Below are 25,982 nucleotides of genomic sequence, written 5' to 3'. Positions count from 1 at the left end.
CCAGTGCACGCTCCGGGAGTTGCCGCTCTGTGCCCGCCCGTCGCCCGGTCACCGTCTCTCACCGGCCGTGTCGAGCACCAGCCCTGGCCGGGTGATGCGGAGGACGATCCTACGGTTGTACCACGGGGGCGCATCAAGGGTCTCATGTGGACACATGGGCGGGCGTACGGTCCCACTCGTCGGGCAACGGCGGCACGGGCCAGGCGGGATCCGGGCGCCAGTGCTGCCAGCCGTCCGAGAACGGCGGCCCCCAGGCGCGCACCGTCTCGACCGCCGAACGGCCCGCCTCCCGCACCGATCCGGCCAGCCGGGAGTCCATCAGACCGGCCTGCTGGGCCTGCGCGAACTCGTCCTCGTCGAGCCAGTGCCAGGTGCGGTCCGGGTGCACGGAGATGTCCAGAAAGTGATCCCTGGAGTCGACTCCGTCCTGCCAGCGCGCCAGCGGCTCCTCCAGGTTCACGTACCAGTTCTTGAAGTGCCAGCCCGGCTCCCAGAACAGCCACACCGACCACGGGTCGCCGGGCCGCGCCAGCTTCAGCACCCCCGTGCCGGACCAGCGGCCGCGCCGGACGGTACGCGGCGCCGTGTACCGGGACTCCAGCGGTTCGGCGTGCACCGGCGTCCCGTCGGCGAGGCTCGGCCGCACGCACTCGGTACCGGGCGCGAGCCACACCGCGAGCAGGTCGTCCGTGTCCTGTACGACGGTCACGGGGCGGCAGATGTGGAAGCGCTCCCCGGCGTTCTCCCGGTACCGCCACAGGATCTGACGCCCTGGCGCCCAGCGCTCCCACGGCCCGCCCGTCTCCGCCCGCCCCACCGCTCCGCCCTCTGCCATGCACAGATATTAGGACCTCGCCGGCCGCTCACGTGCGGGAGACCGGTGGCGGCCGGCGGAAGCCGGTGAGCGGGGTCCGGTGCCCGCCGGCACGGATGTCACGGGCGGGTCATCCGCAGCACGTCCAGCGCCTCGTCCAGCTGCTCCAGAGTGAGGTCGCCCCGGTCCACGTACCCGGACTCCAGGACGACCTCGCGGATCGTCATCCGCTCGGCCAGGGACTTCTTGGCGACCTTCGCGGCCTCCTCGTACCCGATGTACTTGTTGAGCGGCGTCACGACGGAGGGCGACGACTCGGCGTACTCGCGGGCCCGTTCGCGGTCGGCGGTGATGCCGTCGACGGTGCGGTCGGCGAGCAGCCGGGAGACGTTGGCGAGCAGCCGCACGGACTCCAGGACGTTCTTGGCGATGACCGGGAGCATCACGTTCAGTTCGAAGTTCCCGGCGGCTCCGGCGGCGGCCACGGTCGCGTCGTTGCCGGTCACCTGCGCGGCGACCATCAGCACGGCCTCCGGGACGACCGGGTTGACCTTCCCGGGCATGATGGACGAGCCCGGCTGCAGGTCGGGCAGGGTGATCTCGGCGAGGCCGGTGCGCGGTCCCGACGCCATCCACCGCAGGTCGTTGGCGATCTTCGTCAGGCCGACCGCGACGGTCCGCAGCTGCCCGCTCGTCTCGACGACGCCGTCGCGCGCGCCCTGCGCCTCGAAGTGGTCGCGCGCCTCGGTCAGCGGCAGCCCCGTCGTCCGCGCGACCTCCTCGATCACGGCGGCGGCGAACCCGACCGGGGTGTTGATCCCGGTGCCGACCGCCGTGCCGCCGAGCGGCAGTTCCGCCAGCCGCGGCAGCGAGGCGTTCAGCCGCTCCACCCCGTACCGCACCTGTGCCGCGTAGCCGCCGAACTCCTGCCCGAGCGTCACCGGCGTCGCGTCCATCAGATGCGTCCGCCCCGACTTGACGACGTCGGCGAACTCCCGCGACTTGCGCTCCAGGGACGCCGCGAGGTGTTCGAGGGCCGGGATCAGGTCGCGGGTGACGGCGGCCGTGGCCGCGATGTGCAGGGAGGACGGGAAGACGTCGTTGGACGACTGCGAGGCGTTGACGTGGTCGTTGGGGTGGACGTCCCTGCCGAGCCGCTCGGTGGCGAGCGTGGCGATCACCTCGTTGGTGTTCATGTTGGACGAGGTCCCCGAGCCCGTCTGGAAGACGTCGACGGGGAAGTGGTCGTCCCAGCGTCCCGCCGCGACCTCGGCGGCCGCCTCCTGGATCGCCCCGGCCACGTCCTCGCCGATCACCCCGAGCCGCGCGTTCACCTTCGCGGCGGCGCCCTTGATCCGGGCCAGCGCCTCGATGTGGGCGCGTTCGATGCGCTGACCGGAGACGGGGAAGTTCTCCACCGCGCGCTGGGTCTGCGCCCCCCACTTGGCGCCGGCGGGGACACGGACCTCGCCCATGGAGTCGTGCTCGATCCGGTAGCCCTCGTCGCCGTCACCGGTCGTCGTGTTCGTCGTGTTCGTCGTGTTCGTCGTCATCGTCGTACCTCCACAAGATCGCAGCACCGGTCCCGGCGTGACGTATTCCCCGTTCCCCGCCGCTTCCCCCACGGCACCGGGGTACCCGGGCCACTCGGCCCACGACGCGTTCCGCCCCCGCCGCAGGGGAGTGCGGCGGGGGCGGAGGAGCCGGTGACGCGGAACGCCGGCCGGCTGCGCCGGAATCAGCTGCCCTTCACGCTCACGTCGTCGAGGACGAAGCTGGTCTGCAGGTACGAGTCCTCACTGCCGGTGAAGCTCAGGCTCACCTGGCGGCCGGCGTACGAGGACAGGTCGACCGAGTGCTGCACGTAGCCGCTGCGCGCGTCGGCGTTGGACAGCGTGGCCAGTGTGGCGCCGTCGGCCTTCACCTTGAAGGTGTCGTACGCCGTCGAGCCGGACTCGGCGGTGTCGATGTGCAGCCAGTACGTCAGCGTCACCTTGGAGCAACCGGACGGCACGGTCACGTTCTGGGTGACCGTCTCGGTGTGCGTGGAGCCGTACCCGGCCAGCCAGGCGTACCGCGTACCGGTGTGGGCGCTCTGGCCGTTCTGCACGCCGATGGTGCCGGTGTCGCCGGTCCACGGCGACGTGCCGTTCTCGAAGCCGCCGTTGCCGGTGACCTCGCTGCCGTCACAGCCACCGTCGCCGTTCACCTTCAGGGTGTAGGTGGTGGTGTGGGTGACCGAACCGGTACCCGTGACGGTGAGGGTGTAGGTGCCGGGGGCGGCCGACGACGTGGTGGACACCGTCATCGTGGAGCTGCCGCCCGAGGTCACCGTCGCCGGGTCGAAGGAGACGGAGACACCGGAGGGCACGCCGGACGCCGACAGCTTGATCTGCTGCGCCGAGCCGTTGGTGGTGGCGGTGGAGACCGTCGAGGTCGCCGAACCGCCCGGGTCGACACTGCCCGAGGCCGGCGCGGCCGACATCGAGAAGTCGTCACCGGGGACGGTCTGGCCGACGGCCTGCTGCCAGATCGTGTAGGCCACACCGTCGGCCGAGCGGTTCAGGCCGGTGGTGTTGATGTTGGAGGTGGTGTCGCACGACTTGTGGTAGCAGCTGTCGTAGGAGGCGTTGGCCGTCCCGCCCCACTTGGCGGCCTGGGACGACGTCTTGCGGTCGCTGGCCCCCATCGCGTAGCCGGAGGTCGGGATGCCCACCTGCTCGAAGGAGTAGTCGTCGCTGCGCCCGGCGCCCTCGACGTTCTCCTCGGGCTGCAGGCTCAGCGAGTCCCAGTACGCCTTCATCGGCGCGGCGGCCGACGAGGTGATGTGGTTGATGAAGTAACCGCCGTTGGGCGAGGCGACCATGTCGAAGTTGTAGTACGCCTTGATCTTCGAGCGCTCGGTCGAGGAGAGCGAGCGGGCGTAGAAGTCGGAGCCGTTGAGGCCCTGCTCCTCGTCCACCCACCAGGCGAAGCGGACCCGGTTGAGCATGGTCGGGTTCTGCTGCGCCAGCGTCAGGGCGTTCTCCAGCAGGGTGGCCGAGCCGGAGCCGTTGTCGTTGATGCCGGGGCCCGCGGAGACGCTGTCCAGGTGGGAGCCGAACATGTAGACCTTGTTCGCGTCACCGTGCGGCCACTCGGCGATCAGGTTGGAGCCCGCACCGCTGGAGCAACCGGACGTGCAGGGCTGCTCGGTGACGGTGTAACCGGCCGCCTGCAGCTTGCCCTTCACGTAGGCGACGGAGTCGTCGTAGCCCTTGGTGCTGGCCTGGCGGGTGCCGCCGTTGCGGCTCGCGATGGCGTTCAGCTCGGTCAGATGCGCCTTGACCTTGTCGACGTCGACGTCGGGCGCACCGGTGCCCGGGGTGCCGCCCCCGCCGACGGTGAGGGTGTACTGCGCGGTGTGGGTGGCGCTGCCCTTGCCGGTGACGGTGAGGGTGTACGTACCGGCGGCGGCCGAGGCGGTGGTGGACACCGTCATCGTGGAGCTGTTGCCCGAGGTGACCGTGGACGGGCTGAAGGAGACCGAGACGCCGGAGGGGGCGCCGTTCGCGGTCAGCGCGACGCTCTGCGCGCTGCCGCTCGTCGTCGTGGTCGCGACGGTCGAGGTGACCGACTTGCCCGCGTCGACGCTGCCGGAGGCCGGGCTGACCGACATGGAGAAGTCGGAGGCCGGGGTGCCGGTGCAGGTCGGGTCACCGGACTGGGCCGGGATGCTGATGGCGTTCCAGGCGGCCTTGGTCCTGTTGAACAGACCGCAGGTGGAGTCGAGGTTCTTGGCCGCGGAGAGCGTGGCGGTGCGGTAGCGCTTGTACGTCATGCCGCTCGTCTTCTGCAGCATGCCGCCGTAGAAGATCTTGCCCGCGTTCTGGATGCCGACGCCGGTGACGGTGGAGTTGTCGCAGGTCGGGCTGGAGGGCTTGCCGCCGCCGGGGTTCGAGCCCTCGGCCAGCAGGTAGAACCAGTGGTTCAGCGGACCGGCCGCGGCGTGCTCCTCGGTGTTCGGGATCGAGGAGGAGTAGCAGGCGGGGTCGCTGAGCTTCGCGGGATCGTACATGTTGCGGATCGGACCGCTGCCGACGAGGTTGATCATCTCGCCGACGAGGTAGTCGCCGGGTGTGTCGTACGGGGCCGGCTCGTTGGCGTACGCCTCGGTGAGCGCGCCCATGATGTCGCCGGTGGCCTCGCCGAGACCGCTCTCGTGGTTGGAGCCGCCAGGGGTGTACTGGTCGATGCCGTGGCCGAACTCGTGGGCGACGACGTCCATGGAGCCGATCCACTTGCCCGCCTGATTGTGACCGATCGCGACCTTGGAGCCGTCCCAGTAGGCGTTGAGGTCGTTCAGGCCGACGCGGACGGGCCAGCTGCCGCCGTTGCCGTCGTGGCCGTTGCGCCCGAGCCAGTCGCCGAGCATGTTCCATTCCTTCTGCGCCGCCCACATGACGTCGACGCAGCCGGTCTCCTTGCTGGAGGCGTTGCCCGTGCCCCAGTTGTCGTCGGAGCCGGTGAACACCGAGCCGGTGCTGTAGTCGGCGCAGCTCAGTCCGGGACGGGTGGTGTCCTTGAGCTGGTAGCCGCTGCCTCCCTGGGAGGTGGAGATGGAGAGCGGGTTGGGGCCGTTCCACTCGCTGGTGCCGTTGCCCGCGCGCACGTCGTCGTAGGAGTCGACGACCTTGCCGGTCCGGGCGTCCACGAAGACGTGCAGCCGGCTGGGGGCCTTGCCGTCCTTGCCGCGGACCACGGTCTCCCAGGCCAGGTGCGGTGTGTCGCCCTTCATCCGGACGACGAGCCGGTGCGACTCGACGCGGTCGGCCTTCTTGAGCTGCTTCCGGCTGGTCCGCTCGGCGCTCGCCGCGCTGATCCTCGCCTTCGTGGAGAGGGATATCTCCGCGTCGGTCGCCGACCGGGTGGCGCGCACGTCGCCGGTGCCGTCGGCGAGGACGACGACGTCGCCGCCGACGACCGGCAGACCGCGGTACGTGCGGTCGTACGACACCGAGTAGAGGCCCTTGACCCAGGGCGTGACCATGCGCCGGTCGTACTGCTCGTCCGGCCCCTTGGCCAGGGCGTCCAGACCGCTCGCCGCGGCCTTGTCGGCTGCGGCGATCGCCCGGTCGACGGGCTTCGGCTTCGCGGCCTGTGCGGATGCCTTGGCGGCGGCCGGGGACGCCTGGGCGGCGACGGCGGGCAGGGTCGCCGAGCCGAGAGCGACGACGGCGGAGAGGCTCACCACTGTGAGTCTTCGTTTCACCATGTCTCCTTGGGGAGGTGGCGGTGGGGGTTGGGGGGTCCGGGGTCGCCGATGGACGCGATACGTCAGGCTTAATGACGAGGGCATGACATCGACAGGACCATGGCTTCGCGGCGAGAAGACTCACAGCAGCGGTTGAAGCGGTCAACGGAACCGGCAGGCACGCGGACGGGTTGTCCATAATCGGCAAACGCTGTCCGTTAATCGGGCGGAGAGCTGGGGCGGTGGCGCGGTGGCGCGGTGGCCCGTGCTCGCCGGGGTGCGGTGGCCGTGGCGGTCGAGGCCGCCGGGGTGTCAGTGCGGCAGGGACTCCCGTACGCGGGTGTGGAAGTCGCGGACCTCCCGGACGCCGCCCCAGGAGGCCGTCAACCGGGCGTCGAGCGCCCGCAGTTCCTTCACGATGGTCAGCCGGCCGGTCGCGGCGGCCGCCTCGGCGACCGGGTCGGCGCACTGCAGGGCCGCCTCCAGGTCACCCGCGCACGCCCGGCAGTCCGCAAGCCGCACCGTCAGCAGCAGCCGGGCCGGCGCCATCGCGGGCGCGACACCCTCCAGGGCCCGCTCGGTCGCCCGGGCAGCCTCCCGCGCCGTCGCGGAGGCACCCGTGGCCGCCGCCAGGTCCCGCAGCGCGCCCCCGACCGACGACTCGATCCGCACCCGGCCCTGTTCGGCGGCGAGCCAGGGCGCCTCGGCGAGATCCCGCGCGCCCAGCCGGTCCAGCCACCACCGGCTCCGCTCCGCGTGGTGACGGCTCTGCGCCCCGTCGCCGAGCGCCGCGTGGGCCCGCGCCTGGTAGGCGTGCGCCAGCGTGGCGATCCACGGCCGCCGCCGGTCGACCGCCGCCAGCGCCTCGGCGTACGCCAGCGACGAGAACGCGTCACCGTCGAGCCGCGCCAGCGTGCACAGATCGGTCATCAGGGTCGCGCGGACCACGAGGTCACCGGTCGCCTCCGTCCACCGGAGCCCCTGCCCGACCCACGCCATCGCCAGCGCCCCCTGCCCGCGCTGCATCCGCAGTCGCGCCGCGAGCTGCGCGTAGTGCGAGGCGAGCCGCAGCTGCCCGTACGGGGCGCGGCCCTCCGACGCGGTCCCGCGGGCCCAGAGGGTGAGCGTGTGCAGCAGGTACTCCACCGTCCCCAGGACCGCCGTCGAGACGGTCTGCAGGGCGATCTGCGCGCAGCGGTCGAACAGCGCGGTCAGCGCGTGCAGCGCCTCGGCCGCGGCCGCGCCGGCCACCGGACCGTCCGTGGTGCGCCGCACCTCGTCCAGCAGGCCGGGCAGGTCGGCGAAGGGCGGGACGGCGCAGTCGGCGCCGGCCGTGCCGTCGTGCAGCGGGCAGGGGGTTCCGCCGGGGGACAGCCGCGGCGGCCAGTCGCCCGGCTCGACCGGCGGCATCGCGCGCGGCAGCCGGCCGCCGGGAGGCGGCAGGAAGAACCCGCCCGGCTGGACCGGCCCGGCGTCGTCGGCCCCGGGACCGTCCGCCGCCGCGGCGGAGGTGAGCCGGCCGCCCGTGCCGAGGGCCTGCTCCAGCAGCGCGAGAGCGGCCGCGGGCACCTCCCGCGCCCCGGACTCCCACTTGCTGATCACGCTGTGGTGGTAGCCGACCCGCATCCCCAGCTGCTGCTGCGTGAGCCCGGCCCGGCGCCGGTGGTAGCGCAGCTCCTCGCCGAACTCGGCCCACTCGGGCGGCAGCCGCGAGGACCGGCCGGACCCCTGTTCCCTGTTGCCCTTCGCCGGCATGGCTGCCCCCGAGGATGTGAGTCGCGCGCCGCGTGCCCGCCCGATGGTAGGGGCGCGCCCGTCCGAGCGGACCCGGTTGGTGGCAACTGACGAGAGCCCCCGGCCACATGGGTCGGGGGCTCTGCGGGACTGCGGGTGCCGGGTCAGCCGTTCGTGCGGACCGGGATGCTCGTGAACGTGGGGGCCGGGGCGGGGTCCTTGAAGAAGTCGTTGCCCTTGTCGTCGACCACGACGAACGCCGGGAAGTCCTCCACCTCGATCTTCCAGACCGCCTCCATGCCGAGCTCCTCGTACTCGACGACCTCGACCTTCTTGATGCAGTCCTGCGCGAGCCGCGCGGCGGGACCGCCGATGGACCCGAGGTAGAAGCCGCCGTGCGTGCCGCAGGCGTCGGTGACCTGCTGCGAGCGGTTCCCCTTCGCCAGCATCACCTTGGAGCCGCCCGCCGCCTGGAACTGCTCCACGTAGGAGTCCATGCGGCCGGCCGTCGTCGGCCCGAAGGAACCGGACGCGAAGCCCTCGGGCGTCTTCGCCGGACCTGCGTAGTACACCGGGTGGTCCTTCAGGTACTGCGGCATCTCCTCGCCCGCGTCCAGGCGCTCCTTGATCTTGGCGTGCGCGATGTCGCGGGCCACGACCAGCGGACCGGACAGCGAGAGGCGGGTCTTCACCGGGTACTTGGTCAGCTCGGCGAGGATCGCGTCCATCGGCTGGTTGAGGTCGATCCGGACGACCTGTCCGTCGGCGGTGCCGTCCGACTCCAGGTGCTCGTCGGTCGTGTCGGGCAGGAAGCGCGCCGGGTCGGTCTCCAGCTGCTCCAGGAACACACCCTCGGCGGTGATCTTCGCGACGGCCTGGCGGTCGGCCGAGCAGGACACGGCGATGGCGACCGGGCAGGACGCGCCGTGCCGGGGCAGGCGCACGACACGCACGTCGTGGCAGAAGTACTTGCCGCCGAACTGCGCGCCGATGCCGATCTTCTGCGTCAGCTCGAAGACCTTCTCCTCCAGGTCCTTGTCCCGGAAGCCGTGGCCGAGCTCGGAGCCCTCCGCCGGGATCTCGTCCAGGTAGTGCGCGGAGGCGTACTTCGCGGTCTTCAGGGCGTACTCGGCGCTGGTGCCGCCGACGACGATCGCGAGGTGGTACGGCGGGCAGGCGGCCGTGCCGAGCGAACGGATCTTCTCCTCCAGGAACTTCATCATGGAGGACTCGTTCAGGACGGCCTTCGTCTCCTGGTAGAGGAACGACTTGTTGGCGGAGCCGCCGCCCTTGGCCATGAACAGGAACTTGTAGGCGCCGCCGTCGGTCGCGTACAGCTCGATCTGGGCCGGCAGGTTCGAGCCGGTGTTCTTCTCGTCCCACATCGTCAGCGGGGCCATCTGCGAGTAGCGCAGGTTCAGGTTCTTGTACGCGTCGTAGACGCCGCGGCTCAGGGCCGCCTCGTCGCCGCCTTCGGTCAGCACGTTCTGGCCGCGCTTGCCCATGACGATGGCCGTGCCGGTGTCCTGGCACATGGGCAGGACGCCCGCCGCCGCGATGTTGGCGTTCTTCAGGAGGTCGAGCGCCACGAACTTGTCGTTCGGCGAGGCCTCGGGGTCGTCGATGATGCGGCGCAGCTGCGCGAGGTGGGCCGGGCGCAGATAGTGCTGGATGTCGTGGATGGCCTCCGCGGCGAGCTCGCGCAGCGCCTCCGGCTCCACCTTGAGGAACGTCCGCCCGTCGGCCTCGAAGGTGGAGACACCCTCGGAGGTCACCAGCCGGTAGGGGGTGGTGTCCTCTCCCTGGGGCAGCAGATCGGTGTACGCGAACTCAGGCATTCTCGCCCATTCCTCACTCGACAGACAGCAGCGTGCCTCCGTTGGCAGCGTCCTCCAGCGTAGAACCTGGCACGGACGGCGAAGCTGTGAGGTAGCGCTCAGTCGCCTCGCCCGCTCCCCGCGGCCCCGGACGCGAGGGCCCGCGGCGGCCCGGTCGTTCACACCCCTAGTCGCGATCTATCGCGTTTGGGTACGCTGCTCCCCGTGGACCTTCAAAAGCGCACCGAGCCCGCCGAGCGGACCGAACTCCGTGCCTCCGACGCCGACCGCGACCGGATCGCCGACCTCCTGCGCGAGGCCCTCGCGGAGGGGCGCCTCACCGCGGAGGAGCACGCCGAGCGGGTCGAGGGAGTGCTGGCCACGAAGACGGTGGGCGGGCTCGACCGCTTCGTACGGGACCTGCCCGGAGCCCACCAGACGCGCGCGTACCCGACGCCGCTGGGCCGCCCCGTCCCCGGGGACATCCCCGCCGAGGCCGACGAGAACGTGGTGGCGGTGTTCAGCGCCGCGATGCGCAAGGGGCGCTGGCGGGCGGGCCGCCGCATCCACGCGTACGCGGTGTTCGGCAGCGTCGAGATAGACCTCAGCGAGGCGCTCTTCGAGTACCAGCACGTCGTCATCAAGGCGATATCCGTCTTCGGCAGCGTCGAGATCCGCGTCCCGGAGAACGTGTCGCTGCGCGGCGGCGGCGGCGCCGTCCTCGGCGACTTCTCGGTCGACGCACTGGACGCGGAGGACCCCGACGCCCCCGTGGTCCACGTCGACGGCGTCGCCGTACTGGGGAGCGTCGACGCGAGGCCCAGGCGCGGCAAGCTGATCGCGGACATCCTCGACCGCGTGTCGAGCCGGGTGGACAAGGGGCTGCGCAAGCACCTCGGTCACTGACGGCCGCGCATGCGGGTCCGCCCGCGCGGCACGCGCACGTGCCCGGCCGCCGAACTCGCCGGCGGGCGGGGCGACTTGCCCGGGTGCGCACCCGGGCGGCGGGTGGCCGGGGCGGGAACGCGGGCCGGCGGCGGGCGGGCCGGGGCGGCGGCCGCGGGCGGACGGGAACTCAGTGCATAGGCGCGCGCACAGCGGGTAGGCCTTGCTGCATCGTCTCTTGGAGGGTGCCGTGGAACGCACGCGGTGCCCGGCACGCTCGCGAAGCCGTCGTCAGGAGTAGACCGTGCTGCAACCGCCGCATCAGTCCCTGCAGGTAGCTGCTCTTTCGGCTCAGCGGGTGCCAGTGCGAGACAGGGACCAAGACGCCCCGTGGCACACGGAGGCAGTGTGCCGTCGTGACGAGGCCGGCTTGTTCTTCGCCCCGTCCAAGGAGCCCACCGCGGCCCGGCTGTCCCGCGAGGAGGCGGCGAAGCGCGTCTGCGCCCGCTGCCCGGTGATGATCGAGTGCCGGGAGCACGCGCTGCTCCAGCCCGAGCCGTACGGGGTGTGGGGCGGTCTCACCGCCGCCGAGCGCCGCGTGGTACTCGCCCGGCGCCGCCGCCGTGACGTCGAGCTCAAGAAGACCGCCCGCCCGGCGGGGACCATAGCCGCGGCCGGATAGGCCCTCTCGCGCGCTCATGCGAAGGGGGCGCCGCCCCGGACGGTCTCCGGGACGGCGCCCCCTTCGCGCACGTCTACCGCGCGTCTACGTCACGCGCGTCTGCTCCGCACACGTCTGCTTCCGGGCGCCTCTACTTGGCCCGGTCGAAGTCGATCGCGCTGTACGCGCGCAGCTTGCTGAGCCGGTGCTCGGAGGTGATCTGCCGCACCGTGCCCGACTTGGAGCGCATGACGATCGATTCGGTCGTCGCGGTCTCCGCGCGGTACCGCACACCGCGCAGGAGTTCGCCGTCCGTGATGCCGGTGGCGACGAAGAAGACGTTGTCGCCGGAGACCAGGTCGTCGGTGAACAGGACCCGGTCCAGGTCGTGCCCCGCGTCGAGGGCCCGCCCGCGCTCCTCGTCGTCCTTGGGCCACAGCTTGCCCTGGATGGTGCCGCCCAGGCACTTGACCGCACAGGCCGAGATGATGCCCTCGGGTGTGCCGCCGATGCCCAGCAGCAGGTCGATGCCGGTGCCCTCGCGCAGGGCGAGGATGGAGCCCGCGACGTCACCGTCGGAGATCAGCTTGATGCGGGCGCCGGTCTCCCGGATCTCCTTGATGATCCCGTCGTGGCGCGGCCGGTCGAGGATGACGACCGTGACGTCCTCCGGCGTGGACCGCTTGGCCTTGGCGACCCGGCGGATGTTCACGGAGACCGGCGCGTTGATGTCGACGAAGTCGGCGGCCTCGGGGCCGGTGACCAGCTTGTCCATGTAGAACACGGCGGACGGGTCGAACATGGCGCCGCGGTCGGCGGCGGCCAGTACGGCGATCGCGTTGGACATGCCCTTCGCGGTCAGCGTGGTCCCGTCGATCGGGTCGACGGCGATGTCGCACTCGGGGCCGGTCCCGTCGCCCACGCGCTCCCCGTTGAAGAGCATCGGGGCCTCGTCCTTCTCACCCTCACCGATGACGACGACGCCGTTCATCGAGACGGTGGAGACGAGGGTGCGCATGGCCCGTACGGCGGCGCCGTCGGCGCCGTTCTTGTCGCCGCGGCCGACCCAGCGGCCCGCGGCCATCGCGGCGGCCTCGGTGACCCGGACCAGCTCCAGGGCGAGGTTGCGGTCGGGGGCCTCGGACGGGACCTCGAGTTCGGACGGCAAGTGATGCTCGGTCATCGAGACGCACCTTTCTGATACGACGACGGCCGGATGAGGGTGTGCCACGACTCTATCGCCAGGCTGACAAAATGAGCAGGGGGCCCCACGGATGAGCAGACCAGTGCACCTGCGACGATAGGGGCGTGGCAGGTACGAAAGGCAAGCAGTCGGTCCGGGACATGGTTCTCTCCCTGGGCCTCATCGGTCTGGTCGCGGGGGTCATCTACATCTTCGTCCCGCACGACGAGTCCGAGCCTCCTATCAAGACCGTCGACTACCGTGTCGAGCTGCTGACCGCCCGGCGCGCGGCCTCCTACCCCGTGGCGGCGCCCGAGGGCCTGCCCGGCTCGTGGAAGGCCACGTCGGTGCGGTACCGGGGCGCGGACTCCGAGACGTGGCACCTGGGCTTCCACGCCCCCGGCGGTGAGTACGTGGAGGTCAAGCAGTCCACGGAGAAGCCGTCCACGTTCATCGACACGGTCACGCTGGGCGCCGAGGAGACCAAGGCCACCGAGCGCATCGGCGAGAAGACCTGGCGGCGCTACCGGGGCGCGACGTACGACGCCCTGGTGCTCCGCGACAAGGGGGCCACGACGGTGGTGACCGGCACGGCGTCCTTCCGGCAGCTGACGACGATGGCCGAGGCGCTGCGGACGAAGTAGGCGGGCGACGCGCGACGCATGCGGCGCGGCGGACAACATGCGAAGGGCCCCCGGCGATGCCGGGGGCCCTTCGCATGGGGTGCGCCGTGCGGCGCGGCCCGTCAGACGGTCGTGATGACCTGCTCGGCCGTCAGGCGCGGGGAGCGCGGGAACCAGGCGTCCTCGCCCGGCTTGCCGATGTTGACGACCATCAGCGGAGTGTGGTCGCCGTCCAGGAACTCCTTCTGGACGCCCGCGAAGTCGAAGCCGGTCATCGGGCCGGCCGCGAGACCGGCGGCGCGCACGCCGATGATGAAGTACGCGGCCTGCAGGGCGGCGTTCATGGCGGCGGCGTTCTCACGGACCGGACGCTCGGAGAAGAAGGCGTCCTTGGCCTGCGGGAAGTGGGGGAACAGCTCGGGCAGCTCCTCGTGGAACTCGTTGTCCGCGGCGAGGATCGCGACCAGCGGGGCGGAGGCGGTCTTCGCCCGGTTGCCCTCGGCCATGTGCTGCACGAGACGCTCGCGGGCCTCGGGGGAGCGGACCAGCGTGATGCGCAGCGGCGACTGGTTGAAGGCCGTCGGCCCGTACTTGACCAGGTCGTAGATCGCCTGCACCTGCTCCTCGGTCACCGGCTCGTCGGTGAACGTGTTGGCGGTGCGGGCCTCACGGAAAAGCAGGTCCTGGGCGGCGGGGTCAAGGACGAGAGACATGGATCAACCTTCTCGAGACGTTGTCGGAGCCAGGGGACGCATCCCGAGGATCAACTGACGCCGTCGACACTAACGCGGTGAGGTTGAACTTTCAACCAAAGCGGGTCGTGGTGATCGGCTTCACATGATCAAGGTCGGACGGCGGCTCGCCGCGCGGCCGGGTCCTGCGGCGTCAGCGGACGTAAGGGTCCGCGCCTCGGGGGTTCGCCGCTGCCGGGCCCACCGATGCCGGGCTCCCCGGGGCAGGTGGTCCCCGGGTCGGGTGCTTGCGGGGCAGGTGCTCCCGGGTCCGGGAGCGTCCCGCCGGGTTTCGGCGGCCGGCGGGATGCGGCAGGCCGGAGCAACCGCCTCACGGCGCCCGGCGGGCCGGAACCGTCGCCTCGCGGGGACGCGCTATCCGGCGTGCTCCGCGTTCTCCGCCGCGTCCTCCTCGGCCAGCGCCGCGTCCAGCCGGGCGCGCGCGCCCTCGAGCCAGCGCCGGCACACCTTGGCCAGCTCCTCGCCCCGCTCCCACAGCGCGAGTGACTCCTCGAGGCTCGTCCCGCCCGCCTCCAGGCGCCGTACGACCTCGATCAGCTCGTCCCGCGCCTGCTCGTACCCGAGCGTCGCCGTCGCCGTCGCCGCGGCCGTCTCGTCCGTCCTGCTGGTCATGCGCCCACCCTAAGTGTCGACTCGAACCGTGAACTCACCCTCGGCGACCCGCGCCCGCAGGGCCTCGTCCGCCGCCACCTCGTCCGGATCGCGGACCACGTGGCCGTCGGACCTCTGCAGCACCGCGTAGCCACGCCGGAGCGTCGCCGCGGGGGAGAGGGCCACCACGCGCGCGTGCGTGTGCGTCAGCTCCGAACCGGCGCGGTCGAGCAGGTGCCCCAGCGTGCGCCGGCCCCGGTCGAGCAGGGCCTCGACCTGGTCCGCCCGCTCGTCCACCATCCGGTGCGGATCCTCCATGGAGGGGCGGGCCAGCGCCTGCGCGAGCCCCCGCTCCTCGCGATCCACGAAGGCGTGGACGCAGCGCCGCGCCCGGTCCCGCAGCACCCGCACCCGCTCGTACTCCTCGCCGACGTCCGGCACGACCTTCTTCGCGGCGTCCGTCGGCGTCGACGCGCGCAGGTCGGCGACATGGTCCAGGAGCGGATGGTCCGGCTCGTGCCCGATCGCCGAGACGACCGGCGTACGACAGGCCGCGACCGCCCGTACGAGCTGCTCGTCCGAGAACGGCAGCAGGTCCTCCACGCTGCCGCCGCCCCGCGCCACGATGATCACGTCCACGCCGTCCATGGCGTCCAGCTCCCGCACGGCCCGGACGACCTGCGGGACCGCGTGCACACCCTGCACGGCGACGTTGCGCACCTCGAAGCGGACGGCGGGCCAGCGGTGCCGGGCGTTCTCCAGGACGTCGCGCTCGGCGGCCGAGGCGCGCCCGCAGACCAGCCCGACGAGCTGCGGCAGGAAGGGCAGCGTCTTCTTGCGGTCGGGCGCGAAGAGCCCCTCCGCACCGAGGGACTTCTTCAGCTGTTCGAGGCGCGCCAGCAGCTCGCCCACCCCGACCGGCCTGATCTCGGTGGCGCGCAGGGAGAGCTGGCCACGCGGCGCGTACCACTCCGGCTTGGCGAGGACGACCACCCGGGCACCCTCGCTGACCACGTCCGACACCGCGTCGAACACCTGCCGGTAGCAGGTGACGCCGACGGAGATGTCGTGCGACGGGTCGCGCAGCGTCAGGAAGACGACGCCCGCCCCCGGACGCCGCGACAGCTGGGTGATCTGGCCCTCGACCCAGACGGCGCCGAGCCGGTCGATCCACCCCCCGATGAGCCGCGACACCTCACCGACGGGCAGCGGGGCGTCCGCGGACGTGTTCAGTGCCATGCGTGCGAGGGTAACGCCCGCCACCGACACCGCCAGGAGCGTCCGTCCTGGCCGCCGGGCCCGACGCGCGGGCCGCCGTGCGGGGCGGAGGGCCCCCTCCGGGGGATCTTCGACGGGCCGGTCGCGGCCTTACGATGGACGGCATGACTGCTTCGCCTGGCCGCCGTGTCCTGCTCGCCGCCCCCCGTGGCTACTGCGCGGGTGTGGACCGCGCCGTGATCGCCGTCGAGAAGGCCCTGGAACAGTACGGGGCCCCGATCTACGTCCGGCACGAGATCGTGCACAACAAGTACGTGGTGCAGACCCTGGAGAAGAAGGGCGCCGTCTTCGTCGAGCAGACGGCGGAGGTCCCCGAGGGATCCATCGTCATGTTCTCGGCGCACGGTGTCGCACCCGTCGTCCACGACGAGGCCGCCCGGGGCGGGCTCGCCACCATCGACGCCACCTGTCCGCTGGTCACCAAGGTGCACAAGGAAGCCGTCCGCTTCGCGAACGACGACTTCGACATCCTGCTCATCGGCCACGAGGGCCACGAGGAGGTCATCGGCACCTCCGGTGAGGCGCCCGACCACATCACGCTCGTCGACGGCCCCGCGGACGTCGCCAAGGTCGAGGTCCGCGACCCGTCCAAGGTCGTCTGGCTCTCCCAGACCACCCTCTCCGTGGACGAGACGATGGAGACGGTGGACGCGCTGAAGGAGAAGTTCCCGCAGCTCGTCTCCCCTCCCAGCGACGACATCTGCTACGCCACGCAGAACCGCCAGCTCGCCGTGAAGCAGATGGGCGCGGAGTCCGACCTGGTCATCGTCGTCGGCTCGCGCAACTCCTCGAACTCCAAGCGGCTCGTCGAGGTCGCCAAGCTCGCGGGCGCGCGCGAGGCGTACCTGGTGGACTTCGCCGACGAGATCGACGAGGCATGGCTGGAAGGCGTCTCGACGGTCGGCGTCACCTCCGGCGCGTCGGTGCCGGACGTCCTCGTCGAGCAGGTCCTGGAGTACCTGTCCGGACGCGGTTTCGAGGACGTCGAGATCGTGAAGGCGGCCGAGGAGTCGATCACCTTCTCGCTGCCGAAGGAGCTGCGGCGCGACCTGCGCGCGGAGGCGGCGGCACTGGTCGCGGAGCGCACCGCCGAGAAGTGAGCAGCGGTACCCGGCCGCCCGGGGTGGCCGGGTGACTGTCAGTCGTACGTCGTAACGTAGGGCCATGCAGATCTTCGGTGTGGACATCGGCGGTTCCGGGATCAAGGGCGCTCCCGTGGACCTGGACCGGGGCGAACTGGCGGACGAGCGGTACAAGGTGCTGACCCCGCAGCCCTCCACCCCCGACGCGGTGGCGGACGGGGTGAAGGAGGTCGTCGGCCACTTCGGCTGGGAGGGGCCCGTCGGGGTCACGTTCCCCGGCGTCGTGACCGGCGGCTCCACGATCCGCACCGCCGCCAACGTCGACAAGCAGTGGATCGACACCGACGCGCGCGCCCTGCTGAGCGACCACCTCGGCGGCCACCCGGTGACCATCCTGAACGACGCGGACGCGGCGGGCGTCGCCGAGATGCGCTTCGGGGCCGGCCGCGACCGCTCGGGCACGGTCCTGATGCTCACGTTCGGCACGGGCGTCGGCAGCGCCCTCTTCGTCGACGGTGCCCTCGTCCCGAACACCGAGCTCGGCCACCTGGAGCTGGACGGCCACGACGCGGAGAAGCGGGCCTCCACCAAGGCCAAGGAGGACCACGACCTCAGCTGGGAGCACTGGGCGCGCCGGGTGCGGAAGTACCTCGCCCACGTCGAGATGCTCTTCTCGCCCGAGCTGTTCATCGTCGGCGGCGGCGTGAGCCGCAAGGCCCACAAGTTCCTGCCGCTGATCGAGGGCATCAGAGCGGAGATCGTCCCGGCGCAGCTGCAGAACAACGCCGGGATCGTCGGCGCGGCGATGCGAGCGGCGAGGACAGGGCCTCAGTAGCGGGACCGGCCGGGCCCGCCCGGCCGGCGCGGCGGCGGCGAAGGGCTGTCGGACCGCTCGCCGCCGCCCCGCCGTCGGACGGCCTCCCGGTTCATCAGCCGTACCTTGCGCACGGTCGCGACGACGCCCGCGATGAGGGTGCCCCCGTACAGCCAGCCCGCCTGGGTGGCGAGGGCGGTGACCAGGCCCATGAGCAGCCCTCCGAGGCCCCCGCCGCCGTCGTCGGCGAGAGGCAGCAGCCCCAGCGTGAAGGCGATCGGTACGACGACGGGCGCGGTCGCCAGGTCGCCCGCCCGCACCCACAGGGCGGTCAGCACGCAGACGGGCAGGAAGAGAACCCCGTACCCCGTCGGGGAGGCGCCGAACAGCAGCCCGTCGACGCAGGCCAGCACGAGCATCACGGCCCCGCAGAACAGCCCGCAGCCGAGCCCCGTGAGCCGCGCGTCGGGCATCCGCCGTACGGCCCTGACCAGCGGTGGGACGGGCCGGCGCGCGGCGGGCACCCGCACCCGCGTCCCCGCACTCGCCCCGGTACCCGCCCGCGCCCCTGGCGCCGAGCCCCGCCCGGCCTGCGCGGGAACCGGTGTGCCGCTGGGCGACCTGGACTGACGTGACTGACTGGACTGACGTGACTGACTGGACTGACGTGACTGGCTGGACTGGGGTGACTGGCTGGACTGGGGTGTACGGGCCCTGTGATGCTCCACTGGACCAACCTAGGTCTGTTTATGTGCCGAATAGCCCGTCGGACACGCCGTGGAGCGGTCCTCGGCCAAGCGTTCGACACGTCGCCGACGCGGTTCGGGCACGCCGTAGACTGGTGGATCGGCCCGCGCACCACGACCAAGGACCCGGGCCCGCCCAGCCGCAGTCCCCCTTGCCAGTCCTCCATCCTCACGTACGGGAAGTCGCAACGTGTCGCTCACGATCGGAATCGTCGGTCTGCCGAATGTCGGCAAGTCGACCCTGTTCAACGCCCTGACCAAGAACGACGTGCTGGCGGCCAACTACCCGTTCGCCACGATCGAGCCGAACGTCGGTGTCGTGGGCGTCCCCGACTCCCGTCTCACCAAACTGGCCGAGATCTTCTCCTCCCAGCGGATCCTGCCGGCGACGGTCGACTTCGTGGACATCGCGGGCATCGTGAAGGGCGCCTCGGAGGGCGAGGGCCTGGGCAACAAGTTCCTCGCGAACATCCGCGAGTCCGACGCGATCTGCCAGGTCATCCGGGCCTTCAAGGACGAGAACGTCGTGCACGTCGACGGCAAGGTCTCGCCGAAGGACGACATCGAGACGATCAACACCGAGCTGATCCTCGCCGACCTCCAGACGATCGAGAAGGTCCTGCCGCGTCTCCAGAAGGAGTCGCGGATCAAGAAGGACGTCGGCCCGAAGGTCAAGGCGGTCGAGGAGGCCAAGGAGATCCTGGAGCGCGGAGACACGCTGTTCTCGGCGGGCATCGTCCAGGGCTCCGGCAACGAGGAGCTCCTGCACGACCTGCACCTGCTCACCACCAAGCCGTTCCTCTACGTCTTCAACGTCGACGAGGACGAGCTGACGGACGACGACTTCAAGGCCGAGCAGCGCGCCCTGGTCGCCCCCGCCGAGGCGATCTTCCTCAACGCCAAGCTGGAGGCGGACCTCGCCGAGCTCGACGAGGAGGACGCGATGGAACTCCTGGAGTCCGTCGGCGCCGAGGAGCCGGGCCTGACCACGCTGGCCCGCGTCGGTTTCAACACCCTCGGCCTCCAGACGTACCTGACGGCCGGCCCCAAGGAATCCCGCGCCTGGACCATCAAGAAGGGCGCCACCGCCCCCGAGGCCGCCGGTGTCATCCACACCGACTTCCAGAAGGGCTTCATCAAGGCCGAGGTCATCTCCTTCGCCGACCTGGTCGAGACGGGCTCGGTCGCCGAGGCCCGCGCGAAGGGCAAGGCCCGCATGGAGGGCAAGGACTACGTCATGCACGACGGCGACGTGGTGGAGTTCCGTTTCAACGTGTGACGCCTGATCCTTCGATCTGCTGAACCGCAGGTCAGAGAAGGAAACCCCAGGTCAGGGGCCAGATCGCAAGGTCTGGCCCCTTCTTGTTTTTTCTGCCTGATTCCGGCCTTTTCCGGGGAGCGTGCTGACTTGGTGCTGACCCGTTGACGGTGTCCGTACCGGCCCTGACCTGGTGCCCTTTCGGTTCCCGTGGACGGCTACGGAGACGGGAACACCAGGGGTGGCGAGAAGCCCTGCAGGGGCCTCTCGTGGCCTCTCTTTATGCAAGAACGCGCATAGTCGCGAGAACGCATAGACGGCTGTGCATGACCCCCCTACGGTCGTTGTGGGCGGCTCCGCTGGGGCCGAAGACCAGGGGGTTGCGCGTGTCCGAACGTGCCGGGCTTACCCGACTGACAGGCAACGGGAACGGAGAGTGTGGGCAGGGAGACTGTCCGAACGTGTACCGCACCGAGAAGGGGACGTTCGTCGTTCAGGGCGACTTGTTCGACGGCTTCGCGCCCCCGCAGGGCGAGGGCCTGGTGGAGATTCCGGAGAGCGTTTTGAGGGAGGCCGTCCGTGCTCTTGGCTGGTGAGGCGTGGCAGGCACAGTTCCGCGACTTCCGGAAGGAGGCGTGGCGGCTTGAGACACGCCCCGTCTACCGGGTGCCACAGGAAGCCGACGAGCTCGCCCGGTTCCTCGCGGGGGAGCGGTTCCCCGGCCCGTACGAGGACGACTGGACGGCCCTGATCCGCAAGCACAAGGAGACGGGCGGCACGATCGGCCGCGTGCACATCGTGTCGCGCCCGCTTTCGGACTACCTCCGCTTCGAGTTCGAGCGGTACTACCGCCACCAGGCACCCGTCGGCGAGGACATCCGCATCCTCGATGTGACGGACCGCGAGAATCCGCTCGCCGACATCGACGACTTCTGGATGTTCGACCGCTCCACGATCGTCCTCATGAAGTACGAGGCAGACGGCACGCAAACCGAACGCGAGCTGTATGAGGGCGACCCTGCCCCGTTCCTCGAATACCAGCGCATCGCCCTCGCGGAGTCGGTCCCGTTCCTGGAGTACGTAGCCGAGTGACGTTCGAGCCCGAGCAGCTGGGGCAGTCCTCCCGAGAACTCGCCGCGCTGCTGCGCAACCTGCGGAAACAGGCTGGTCTCTCCGGGGACCGGCTTGCCGCGCGTTGCAACATGTCGCAGTCCAAGGTGAGCCGGATCGAGAACGGGAAGGTGCGCCCGTCCCTGGTGGACATAGAGCGCATCCTCAGGGCCTTGGACGCCCCGCCGGCCCTGATGGCGGAAGTCTCCGCGCTGGCCCGCATCGCAGCCACGGAGTGGCAGGACGCACGCTCCATGCGCCGGAAGGGCCTGGACAAGAAGCAACTGGAGCTGGCCGGACTCGAAGCGTCCTCGACCGACTTCCGGTTCTTCCTGCTCTCGATGCTCACCGCCCTGCTCTCCACTCCGGAGTACATCCGGGCCAGCCTTGCCCACATCCCCGGCGACCACAGCAAGACCGTGGCGAAGAAGCTGGAGCGGCAGGAAGTCCTGTACGACCGTCGGAAGCGGTTCACCTTCCTGGTCACCGAGCAGGCCGCACGCTCCCCGTTCGTCTCCGCCGACGCCATGGCCGTACAGCTCGACCGGCTGGCTTCCCTCGCTCGACTGCCCCACGTGCGCCTCGGCGTTCTGCCCATGGGCACCCGTCTGCCGGGGTGCCCGTTGAACACCTTCACCGTCTACGACGAAGCGCTCGCGACGGTCGAGACGACAACGGGAGTGATGGTCTTCCGCGACCCGAGGGACGTCCGGATGTACCTCGACGAATTCGCCGGCTACGAGGACCGCGCGCTGTTCGGGCAAGCAGCGCAAGACAGGTTGGCCGAGTGGGCGGCCGCCTTCCGCCCGTGAGCTTTAGTCCACATCGCGACTGAAGCGTGATTCCACCGCTGCCCCCGGCAAGGATTCCGTGCCACGGAAGAACGCGTGGGAAGGCGGACAGCATGCGCAGAGAGCAGACCACCATGTCCGGGCCGGTTCACCTGCCGTTGCCGACGGTCCGACCGGAACCTGTCTCCGGGTGCCGGGACTGTCTCGACCTCGCGGTGCGGCGAGTCAACGCCGTCTCGACGGGAGACCACTCGAAGGCGTCGGACGTGAACGTGTCCCTGCGGGCGCACCTGCACTCGGTGCACGGAGGTCGGTGATGACGCGGGCTGTGCTGCGGTTCGCGGAGCACCGGATCACCCAGCACCCGGGCACAGACGTGACGTTCGAGGCGGAGTGTCTGGCCTACCCGTGCGGATGGTCGGCGCAGCCGTCAACGGACGGTGCGGCCGTGGACGTCGAGTGCATGAGCCACACAGGCCGTACGGGACACGCGAGCTTCCGACGCGTGTGCACGTCGTTCGCGTTGGTGGTGCGGACCGAGTGAGCCATCACGGATCCCCTGTGGTCGAACTGCTGCCCCTATTCCGAGATCCACGGAGATGAGGGTGAACCGTCCGGGTCCAGCCCGTACTGCCACCTTCCGTGGCCCAACAGTGAGCGGATGTGGCCGGCGTCGGCGGCGTGTCGGTAGAGGGCGTCAAGGCCCTTCTCGTCCCCGGCCTCGTTCCGCATTCGATCGAGGTCGCGCAGGATGTAGAAATCACCAGCATCAGCAGCCCTCAAAGCAAGGGCTTCGGCGCCTTCTTGGTCCCCAGCCTGCTCCAGCATCCGTGCCAAGTGGGCTTGGGTGGGGCCGCCGTTGGCCTCAGCCGCCTGTCGGAAGACAGATTCGGCGCCCTCAAGGTCCCCGGCGTCGAGCCGCTCCCGCCACAGATCCAACAGAGGGGAAATGTCGCCGGAGTCGGCCGCTTCCCGGGCGAGGGCTTCGGCGCTCTTCCGGTCTCCTGATTCCTCTCGCATCTGCGCAAGGATGGTGAAGCACAAGGTATCGCCAGTGTCAGTGGCCTCCCGGGCGATGGCCTCGGCACCTTCCCGGTCCCCGGCTTCCTCTCGCATAATCATCAGATTGGACAGGGAATTGGGGTCGCCGGCGTCGGCTGCCTGCCGATACAGGACTTCGGCACCATCCAAATCTCCAACCCATTCCCGCAGCCGTGCCAGACCGCGTATCGCATCCGGGTCACCCGCGTCGGCGGCCTGTCGGTAAAAGGGCTCGGCACCCTCCCGATCCCCGGCCATCTCCAGCCTCTGGCCCAAGAACTTCAGGCCCCTGGGGTTCCCCGCGTCCGCAGCTCGCCAGAACAGGGATTCGGCACCCTCCGGGTCCCCGGCGCGCTCCCGCGCCCAGGCCACTTTGATCATGGCGCCGGAGTGTCCGGCTTCGGCAGCTCGGAGGCGGAGGTAGTGGGCCCATTGCGCACGGCCCATGTCCTCGGAGGCTTCAGCGAGGTTGTTGAGGTCGTCAGGGTGAGTGAGATGGGCGTGAGCCGCGTGCCAGAAGGATGCTGGAGGGCACAGTAGACGGCGGGCCGTTCTCCCGTGCTGTTCGAGATAGTCAGCGAGGCGGAGCATAGGACCCGTTGGTGGGGTCGCAGCACTCGCCGGCGTCGGATCAATCGGAGGACGACGCGAGGGTCGAGGGTTTGTCCGGCCGAGTGGGACCTGCTTGCCGTGGACGGGGCGGGCGAGGTCCGCGTAGGCGGCTTCTGCCCAGTCGTTGGTGAGTCGGTCCCAGTCGTCGTCAGTGAGATAGTCGGCGGCGGCGTCAGTGACGAACGCTTGGGGAAGGTGGAGCCCCACCCCGAGACGGCGGGCATCCATCGCAGTTTCCAGCAGTGCTCGAACGGCCGGGGCGCCATGCTCGTAGCGACGCAGGAGTTCGGGGGCACCAGCGAGGTCTTGGGCGACGCGGCCGTGAATGCCAGCACGGGAAAGGGCATCCGCCAGCAGCCGGTCACCGTCCTGGGCGAGGATCGTGGCTGTTCGGAGTGCGTCCTGATTGAAGGTGTCGGGGACAGCCACTGTTCGGCCAGCGAGCAACTCTCGGGCTCGGCTGTGCGGGTCTGGACTGCCAGGTCTGGGCATGGCGCTGTATTGGCCCTCGTACTCGGGCCAGAGGGTTCCGAGGATGAGGACCGGTCCGCGGCTGGAGTCGGTGAGGAGGGTGTGGAGGGCGGCTGCGATGCGCTCGCCTACTTGAGGGTGACCGAGGTAGTGCTGGGCTTCGTTAAGCCACACCACCGTGAGCGGCGCGACGCGTTCGAGGTCGGCGAGCGCCGCTTCTGCGCGGGTTGGGTCGTAGGGGTGCCAGAGCTGCCACCCCTCTTCAGCAAGCGGCTGGGCAGCCTCCCAGCAGGCCCGTGTCTTGCCCGTGGACGACGAGCCGACCAGGACCAGCATCCGACTGCGGCCCTCCATGACTTCGCTCACCGCCTCTGCCAACACCTGGTCGTGCGCACGGCGGACGTAGCCAGACAACGCCCGCACCGAACTGGCTGCTGCGGCGGATCCGGATGGATGAACCTCCAGGTCGTGCGGATCCCACTGTCCGATCGGCCTGCCAGGTCCCTCGGCGCTCCGGGGCACCGAACCGATCGAGCGGTCGGCAGCCCTACGTCGCAGATCCAGCAACTCCGCTTCTGACAGCGCGAGCACTCGGGCCAGCGCCACGACTGTTTCCGCCGACGGGACAGCCCCATCGACCCGGAACGCTTCCTGGATGGTCGTACGCCCCAGCCCTGACTGGGTAGCGAGCTGGGTCTTGGTCAGCCTTTTGCGAGCCAGTCCATCGCTGAGCTTGTCACGCAGCTTGGCCAGCGGGCCTTCCTCTCTATCGGGCTCCGCACTCGGCATCCGGCCCCCCAGTCGAAGTGTTTGCCGATGTTCATCATCGTCCGGTCGAACCACGGCGAACATCGCTTCGGCGAACTTCGGTCACATCAACATCCCACCGTGTGCAGGGAGATCATCGTGACCCGTGTCGCCGTCGTCCTACTGACCATCGCCGTGACCGTTGTGTTCGCACTCCTGGCCGCCGCTGCCACGGGCACACTGGCCCGCCTCGATGGCGCCACCTACCCGGCCGCTTTGACGCGTGCAGCCGCCGCCTTCGCCGCTGTGATCACCCTCGCCACTGCCGTAGCTGGCGTGCTCACCCAGTACCTCACCTGAACAGGAGTGGACGGTCACCAGCGGGTGTGTGCCACCTGTCAGACCCTCGAACTAGCATCCGCCTGTGAACCCTGAACTCCTAGCCTCCCTCGCTGTCCCGCTCCCGAAGGGTCAGATGATTACCTCTGATGAGGGTGACGGCGACAGGCAACCGCTGTGGCTGAGCGATACCCCGGCTTCCGCCGAGTTGTGGGCCCACCTGTGCGCCGAGCACAGCGTCTCGGGTCTGTGGCCTCTCCTTCTTGACGCCGAGGACCCGAACGACGGCGCATTCCGGCCCTGGGCGTCCGGCGAGCTGTCTCCCGAGCGGATGTCCTCACCCGACGCGCACGACCCGGCGGTTCTCCTGGCGCAGTGGTGGAAGGTGTACACGAGTACCGACGACGATGATGACCTCCTTACGCCCGAGAAGCGTCTCGCAGTCACCGCGCCGTTCGGCCATGCCTGGCCAAGTCCCTCCCGCAGCCAAGAGCCCGTGACAGGTGCTGATGAGATGGCCGCAGAGTACGCGCGGGTCTTCGTCGATCAGCATCCTCGGTCGCGGCTTGGGCTCATCGCAGCTGCCTGCGGTGCGGACGCACTTACCGCCGTCGGCTGGGACGGTCCCGCCAACTACGACAACGACACGGCCAAGTTCTCCGCCGTCGTACGCGACTGGGAGCGCCGCTTCGGTGCGCGCGTCGTGGCCGTCGGCTTCAGCACCCTCCATCTCAGCGTCGCGGCACCTCCGATGACTACCGAGGATGCCCTCCTGGTTGCCGCCGAGCACTTCGCCTTCTGCCCGGACAACATCTGGCAGGGCTCCCGTCCCTACACTCTTGCCGCCTATGCCGAGCGCATTTGTGGCATGAACTGCTGGGATTTCTGGTGGGATTGACCCCAGCAGCGAAGCACAGGAAGGGCCATTAGGCCTCCGGTCAGATGGCAGGGGAGGCGCACGCGAGGAATGGTCCAGCCGCCTTGCTCCACGACTCGCCTCGCGCGAGAGCAGCTGCCCCCTCTGTACGCAGCGACTCGACCACGGGAGCCAGGAAGTCTGTCCGCCACTGCCTCACGGTCTCCGGCTTCATGCCGCTCGACTCGACCACTGTCCCCACCTTGGCTTCGAGAACGGCCGCGCCTTGCGCCATGTCGATGCCGGTCCACTCGTCTACGTGCTCGGCCAGCAAGGCCCACGACAGCTTGATCATGCGCGGATCGTAGAGGCGACGGCGAAGAGCAGGAAGAGAGTGAAGGGGGTGGGGTATGACCCCCTGGACTTGTCGTCACGGCCGCCTCGTCTTAGCAGCTCAGATCCTGCCACGGTTCCAGAGGCCGTTTGAGCCTCGGCCGGCGGAGCGCCAGGCGGAGTATTCGCAGGTCAATGGCTTGAACGGACG

23 protein-coding genes are annotated in these 25,982 nt (G+C 70.2%); 11 read left to right on the top strand and 12 right to left on the bottom strand.

The features are described 5' to 3' along the window. Window positions 1-142: 142 nt before the first annotated feature. The 5 genes from ACFY93_RS00605 to ACFY93_RS00585 all read right to left on the bottom strand — a co-directional run bounded on the left by ACFY93_RS00605 (window position 143) and on the right by ACFY93_RS00585 (window position 9,619). Window positions 143-835, bottom strand: a complete 693-nt coding sequence (locus ACFY93_RS00605) for a DUF402 domain-containing protein (protein ID WP_391352307.1) — start codon at window positions 833-835, stop codon at window positions 143-145. Window positions 836-933: 98 nt separating this feature from the next. Beyond that, a complete protein-coding gene (locus ACFY93_RS00600) occupies window positions 934-2,367 on the bottom strand; it encodes an aspartate ammonia-lyase (protein ID WP_391352305.1) in 1,434 nt (477 codons plus the stop codon). Between the two features lie 185 nt (window positions 2,368-2,552). Continuing rightward, entirely contained in the window at window positions 2,553-6,068 is a 3,516-nt protein-coding gene (locus tag ACFY93_RS00595; protein WP_391352303.1) for a M28 family peptidase, read from the bottom strand. Window positions 6,069-6,359: 291 nt separating this feature from the next. Beyond that, window positions 6,360-7,802: a helix-turn-helix domain-containing protein gene (locus tag ACFY93_RS00590; RefSeq protein WP_391352302.1), complete on the bottom strand. Its 1,443-nt coding sequence runs from the start codon at window positions 7,800-7,802 to the stop codon at window positions 6,360-6,362. Window positions 7,803-7,945: 143 nt separating this feature from the next. Beyond that, window positions 7,946-9,619 carry a FumA C-terminus/TtdB family hydratase beta subunit gene (locus ACFY93_RS00585; RefSeq protein ID WP_391352301.1) on the bottom strand — a complete coding sequence of 558 codons (1,674 nt, stop codon included), beginning with the start codon at window positions 9,617-9,619 and terminating at the stop codon, window positions 7,946-7,948. A 204-nt stretch (window positions 9,620-9,823) separates the two neighbouring features. Between ACFY93_RS00585 and ACFY93_RS00580 the strand changes: the two genes are divergently transcribed. Next, window positions 9,824-10,504, top strand: coding sequence for a DUF1707 domain-containing protein (locus ACFY93_RS00580; protein ID WP_391352299.1), 681 nt, complete (start codon window positions 9,824-9,826; stop codon window positions 10,502-10,504). 283 nt (window positions 10,505-10,787) lie between these two features. Next, window positions 10,788-11,165, top strand: coding sequence for a WhiB family transcriptional regulator (locus ACFY93_RS00575; protein WP_391352298.1), 378 nt, complete (start codon window positions 10,788-10,790; stop codon window positions 11,163-11,165). 130 nt (window positions 11,166-11,295) lie between these two features. Here the strand turns inward: ACFY93_RS00575 and glpX are convergent, their stop codons facing one another. Next, window positions 11,296-12,327: a class II fructose-bisphosphatase gene (glpX, locus tag ACFY93_RS00570; RefSeq protein WP_391352297.1), complete on the bottom strand. Its 1,032-nt coding sequence runs from the start codon at window positions 12,325-12,327 to the stop codon at window positions 11,296-11,298. 125 nt (window positions 12,328-12,452) lie between these two features. Here glpX and ACFY93_RS00565 point away from each other — a divergent pair, with 125 nt between their 5' ends. Next, window positions 12,453-12,971: a DUF4245 family protein gene (locus tag ACFY93_RS00565; protein WP_391352295.1), complete on the top strand. Its 519-nt coding sequence runs from the start codon at window positions 12,453-12,455 to the stop codon at window positions 12,969-12,971. A 101-nt stretch (window positions 12,972-13,072) separates the two neighbouring features. On the opposite strand, the gene ACFY93_RS00560 is transcribed toward ACFY93_RS00565, so the two are convergent. From ACFY93_RS00560 to xseA, 3 genes are all read right to left on the bottom strand, one after another. Beyond that, the gene (locus ACFY93_RS00560) at window positions 13,073-13,663 is read right to left on the bottom strand and encodes a malonic semialdehyde reductase (RefSeq protein ID WP_391352294.1); all 591 of its coding nucleotides are present in this window, start codon (window positions 13,661-13,663) and stop codon (window positions 13,073-13,075) included. A gap of 393 nt (window positions 13,664-14,056) precedes the next feature. After that, window positions 14,057-14,314: an exodeoxyribonuclease VII small subunit gene (locus ACFY93_RS00555; RefSeq protein ID WP_391352292.1), complete on the bottom strand. Its 258-nt coding sequence runs from the start codon at window positions 14,312-14,314 to the stop codon at window positions 14,057-14,059. Between the two features lie 9 nt (window positions 14,315-14,323). After that, entirely contained in the window at window positions 14,324-15,532 is a 1,209-nt protein-coding gene (gene xseA / locus ACFY93_RS00550) for an exodeoxyribonuclease VII large subunit (protein WP_391352290.1), read from the bottom strand. Window positions 15,533-15,666: 134 nt separating this feature from the next. Here xseA and ACFY93_RS00545 point away from each other — a divergent pair, with 134 nt between their 5' ends. Then, window positions 15,667-16,671: a 4-hydroxy-3-methylbut-2-enyl diphosphate reductase gene (locus tag ACFY93_RS00545; RefSeq protein ID WP_391352288.1), complete on the top strand. Its 1,005-nt coding sequence runs from the start codon at window positions 15,667-15,669 to the stop codon at window positions 16,669-16,671. A gap of 64 nt (window positions 16,672-16,735) precedes the next feature. Beyond that, complete coding sequence (gene ppgK, locus ACFY93_RS00540; protein ID WP_391352286.1) at window positions 16,736-17,488, top strand: polyphosphate--glucose phosphotransferase; 753 nt, start codon at window positions 16,736-16,738, stop codon at window positions 17,486-17,488. Here the strand turns inward: ppgK and ACFY93_RS00535 are convergent. Beyond that, on the bottom strand, window positions 17,482-17,991 hold the full coding sequence (locus ACFY93_RS00535; RefSeq protein ID WP_391352284.1) for a DUF6542 domain-containing protein: 510 nt from the start codon (window positions 17,989-17,991) through the stop codon (window positions 17,482-17,484). The two genes, ppgK and ACFY93_RS00535, sit on opposite strands and share 7 nt — an antisense overlap. Window positions 17,992-18,403: 412 nt before the next feature. On the opposite strand from ACFY93_RS00535, the gene ychF reads away from it, so the two are divergent. The 4 genes from ychF to ACFY93_RS00515 all read left to right on the top strand — a co-directional run bounded on the left by ychF (window position 18,404) and on the right by ACFY93_RS00515 (window position 21,393). Continuing rightward, window positions 18,404-19,492 carry a redox-regulated ATPase YchF gene (gene ychF / locus ACFY93_RS00530; RefSeq protein WP_391352283.1) on the top strand — a complete coding sequence of 363 codons (1,089 nt, stop codon included), beginning with the start codon at window positions 18,404-18,406 and terminating at the stop codon, window positions 19,490-19,492. A gap of 365 nt (window positions 19,493-19,857) precedes the next feature. After that, a complete protein-coding gene (locus ACFY93_RS00525) occupies window positions 19,858-20,067 on the top strand; it encodes a hypothetical protein (protein ID WP_079108494.1) in 210 nt (69 codons plus the stop codon). Beyond that, a complete protein-coding gene (locus tag ACFY93_RS00520) occupies window positions 20,051-20,563 on the top strand; it encodes a DUF6879 family protein (RefSeq protein ID WP_391352280.1) in 513 nt (170 codons plus the stop codon). Before ACFY93_RS00525 ends, ACFY93_RS00520 begins: the two co-directional genes overlap by 17 nt. Next, a complete protein-coding gene (locus ACFY93_RS00515; protein WP_391352278.1) occupies window positions 20,560-21,393 on the top strand; it encodes a Scr1 family TA system antitoxin-like transcriptional regulator in 834 nt (277 codons plus the stop codon). Before ACFY93_RS00520 ends, ACFY93_RS00515 begins: the two co-directional genes overlap by 4 nt. A 558-nt stretch (window positions 21,394-21,951) precedes the next feature. On the opposite strand, the gene ACFY93_RS00510 is transcribed toward ACFY93_RS00515, so the two are convergent. Then, on the bottom strand, window positions 21,952-24,285 hold the full coding sequence (locus ACFY93_RS00510) for a hypothetical protein (protein WP_391352277.1): 2,334 nt from the start codon (window positions 24,283-24,285) through the stop codon (window positions 21,952-21,954). A gap of 27 nt (window positions 24,286-24,312) precedes the next feature. On the opposite strand from ACFY93_RS00510, the gene ACFY93_RS00505 reads away from it, so the two are divergent. Beyond that, window positions 24,313-24,603 (top strand): hypothetical protein, encoded by a 291-nt coding sequence (locus ACFY93_RS00505; RefSeq protein ID WP_391352276.1) that lies wholly within the window; start codon window positions 24,313-24,315, stop codon window positions 24,601-24,603. A 64-nt stretch (window positions 24,604-24,667) separates the two neighbouring features. Continuing rightward, window positions 24,668-25,480, top strand: a complete 813-nt coding sequence (locus tag ACFY93_RS00500) for a DUF4253 domain-containing protein (protein WP_391352274.1) — start codon at window positions 24,668-24,670, stop codon at window positions 25,478-25,480. A gap of 40 nt (window positions 25,481-25,520) precedes the next feature. Here ACFY93_RS00500 and ACFY93_RS00495 read toward each other — a convergent pair whose 3' ends face one another. Then, window positions 25,521-25,793, bottom strand: a complete 273-nt coding sequence (locus tag ACFY93_RS00495; protein ID WP_391352272.1) for a hypothetical protein — start codon at window positions 25,791-25,793, stop codon at window positions 25,521-25,523. Between the last annotated feature and the right edge of the window lie 189 nt (window positions 25,794-25,982).

Origin of the sequence: Streptomyces sp. NPDC008313 (assembly GCF_042956125.1) — a bacterium.
Lineage (GTDB): Bacteria > Actinomycetota > Actinomycetes > Streptomycetales > Streptomycetaceae > Streptomyces.
The sequence above is the reverse complement of the archived record's forward strand: the minus strand, read 5'-3'. Positions and strand labels throughout refer to the sequence as shown.

Excerpts from the sequence above, each read along its gene's own strand:
- ACFY93_RS00585 (WP_391352301.1), bottom strand. The coding sequence starts at position 9,619 with ATGCCTGAGTTCGCGTACACCGATCTGCTGCCCCAGGGAGAGGACACC.
- ACFY93_RS00560 (WP_391352294.1), bottom strand. The coding sequence starts at position 13,663 with ATGTCTCTCGTCCTTGACCCCGCCGCCCAGGACCTGCTTTTCCGTGAG.
- ACFY93_RS00595 (WP_391352303.1), bottom strand. The coding sequence starts at position 6,068 with ATGGTGAAACGAAGACTCACAGTGGTGAGCCTCTCCGCCGTCGTCGCT.
- ACFY93_RS00590 (WP_391352302.1), bottom strand. The coding sequence starts at position 7,802 with ATGCCGGCGAAGGGCAACAGGGAACAGGGGTCCGGCCGGTCCTCGCGG.
- xseA (WP_391352290.1), bottom strand. The coding sequence starts at position 15,532 with ATGGCACTGAACACGTCCGCGGACGCCCCGCTGCCCGTCGGTGAGGTG.
- ACFY93_RS00505 (WP_391352276.1), top strand. The coding sequence starts at position 24,313 with ATGTTCATCATCGTCCGGTCGAACCACGGCGAACATCGCTTCGGCGAA.
- ACFY93_RS00555 (WP_391352292.1), bottom strand. The coding sequence starts at position 14,314 with ATGACCAGCAGGACGGACGAGACGGCCGCGGCGACGGCGACGGCGACG.
- ppgK (WP_391352286.1), top strand. The coding sequence starts at position 16,736 with ATGCAGATCTTCGGTGTGGACATCGGCGGTTCCGGGATCAAGGGCGCT.
- ACFY93_RS00605 (WP_391352307.1), bottom strand. The coding sequence starts at position 835 with ATGGCAGAGGGCGGAGCGGTGGGGCGGGCGGAGACGGGCGGGCCGTGG.
- ACFY93_RS00510 (WP_391352277.1), bottom strand. The coding sequence starts at position 24,285 with ATGCCGAGTGCGGAGCCCGATAGAGAGGAAGGCCCGCTGGCCAAGCTG.
- ACFY93_RS00495 (WP_391352272.1), bottom strand. The coding sequence starts at position 25,793 with ATGATCAAGCTGTCGTGGGCCTTGCTGGCCGAGCACGTAGACGAGTGG.
- glpX (WP_391352297.1), bottom strand. The coding sequence starts at position 12,327 with ATGACCGAGCATCACTTGCCGTCCGAACTCGAGGTCCCGTCCGAGGCC.
- ACFY93_RS00545 (WP_391352288.1), top strand. The coding sequence starts at position 15,667 with ATGGACGGCATGACTGCTTCGCCTGGCCGCCGTGTCCTGCTCGCCGCC.
- ACFY93_RS00600 (WP_391352305.1), bottom strand. The coding sequence starts at position 2,367 with ATGACGACGAACACGACGAACACGACGAACACGACGACCGGTGACGGC.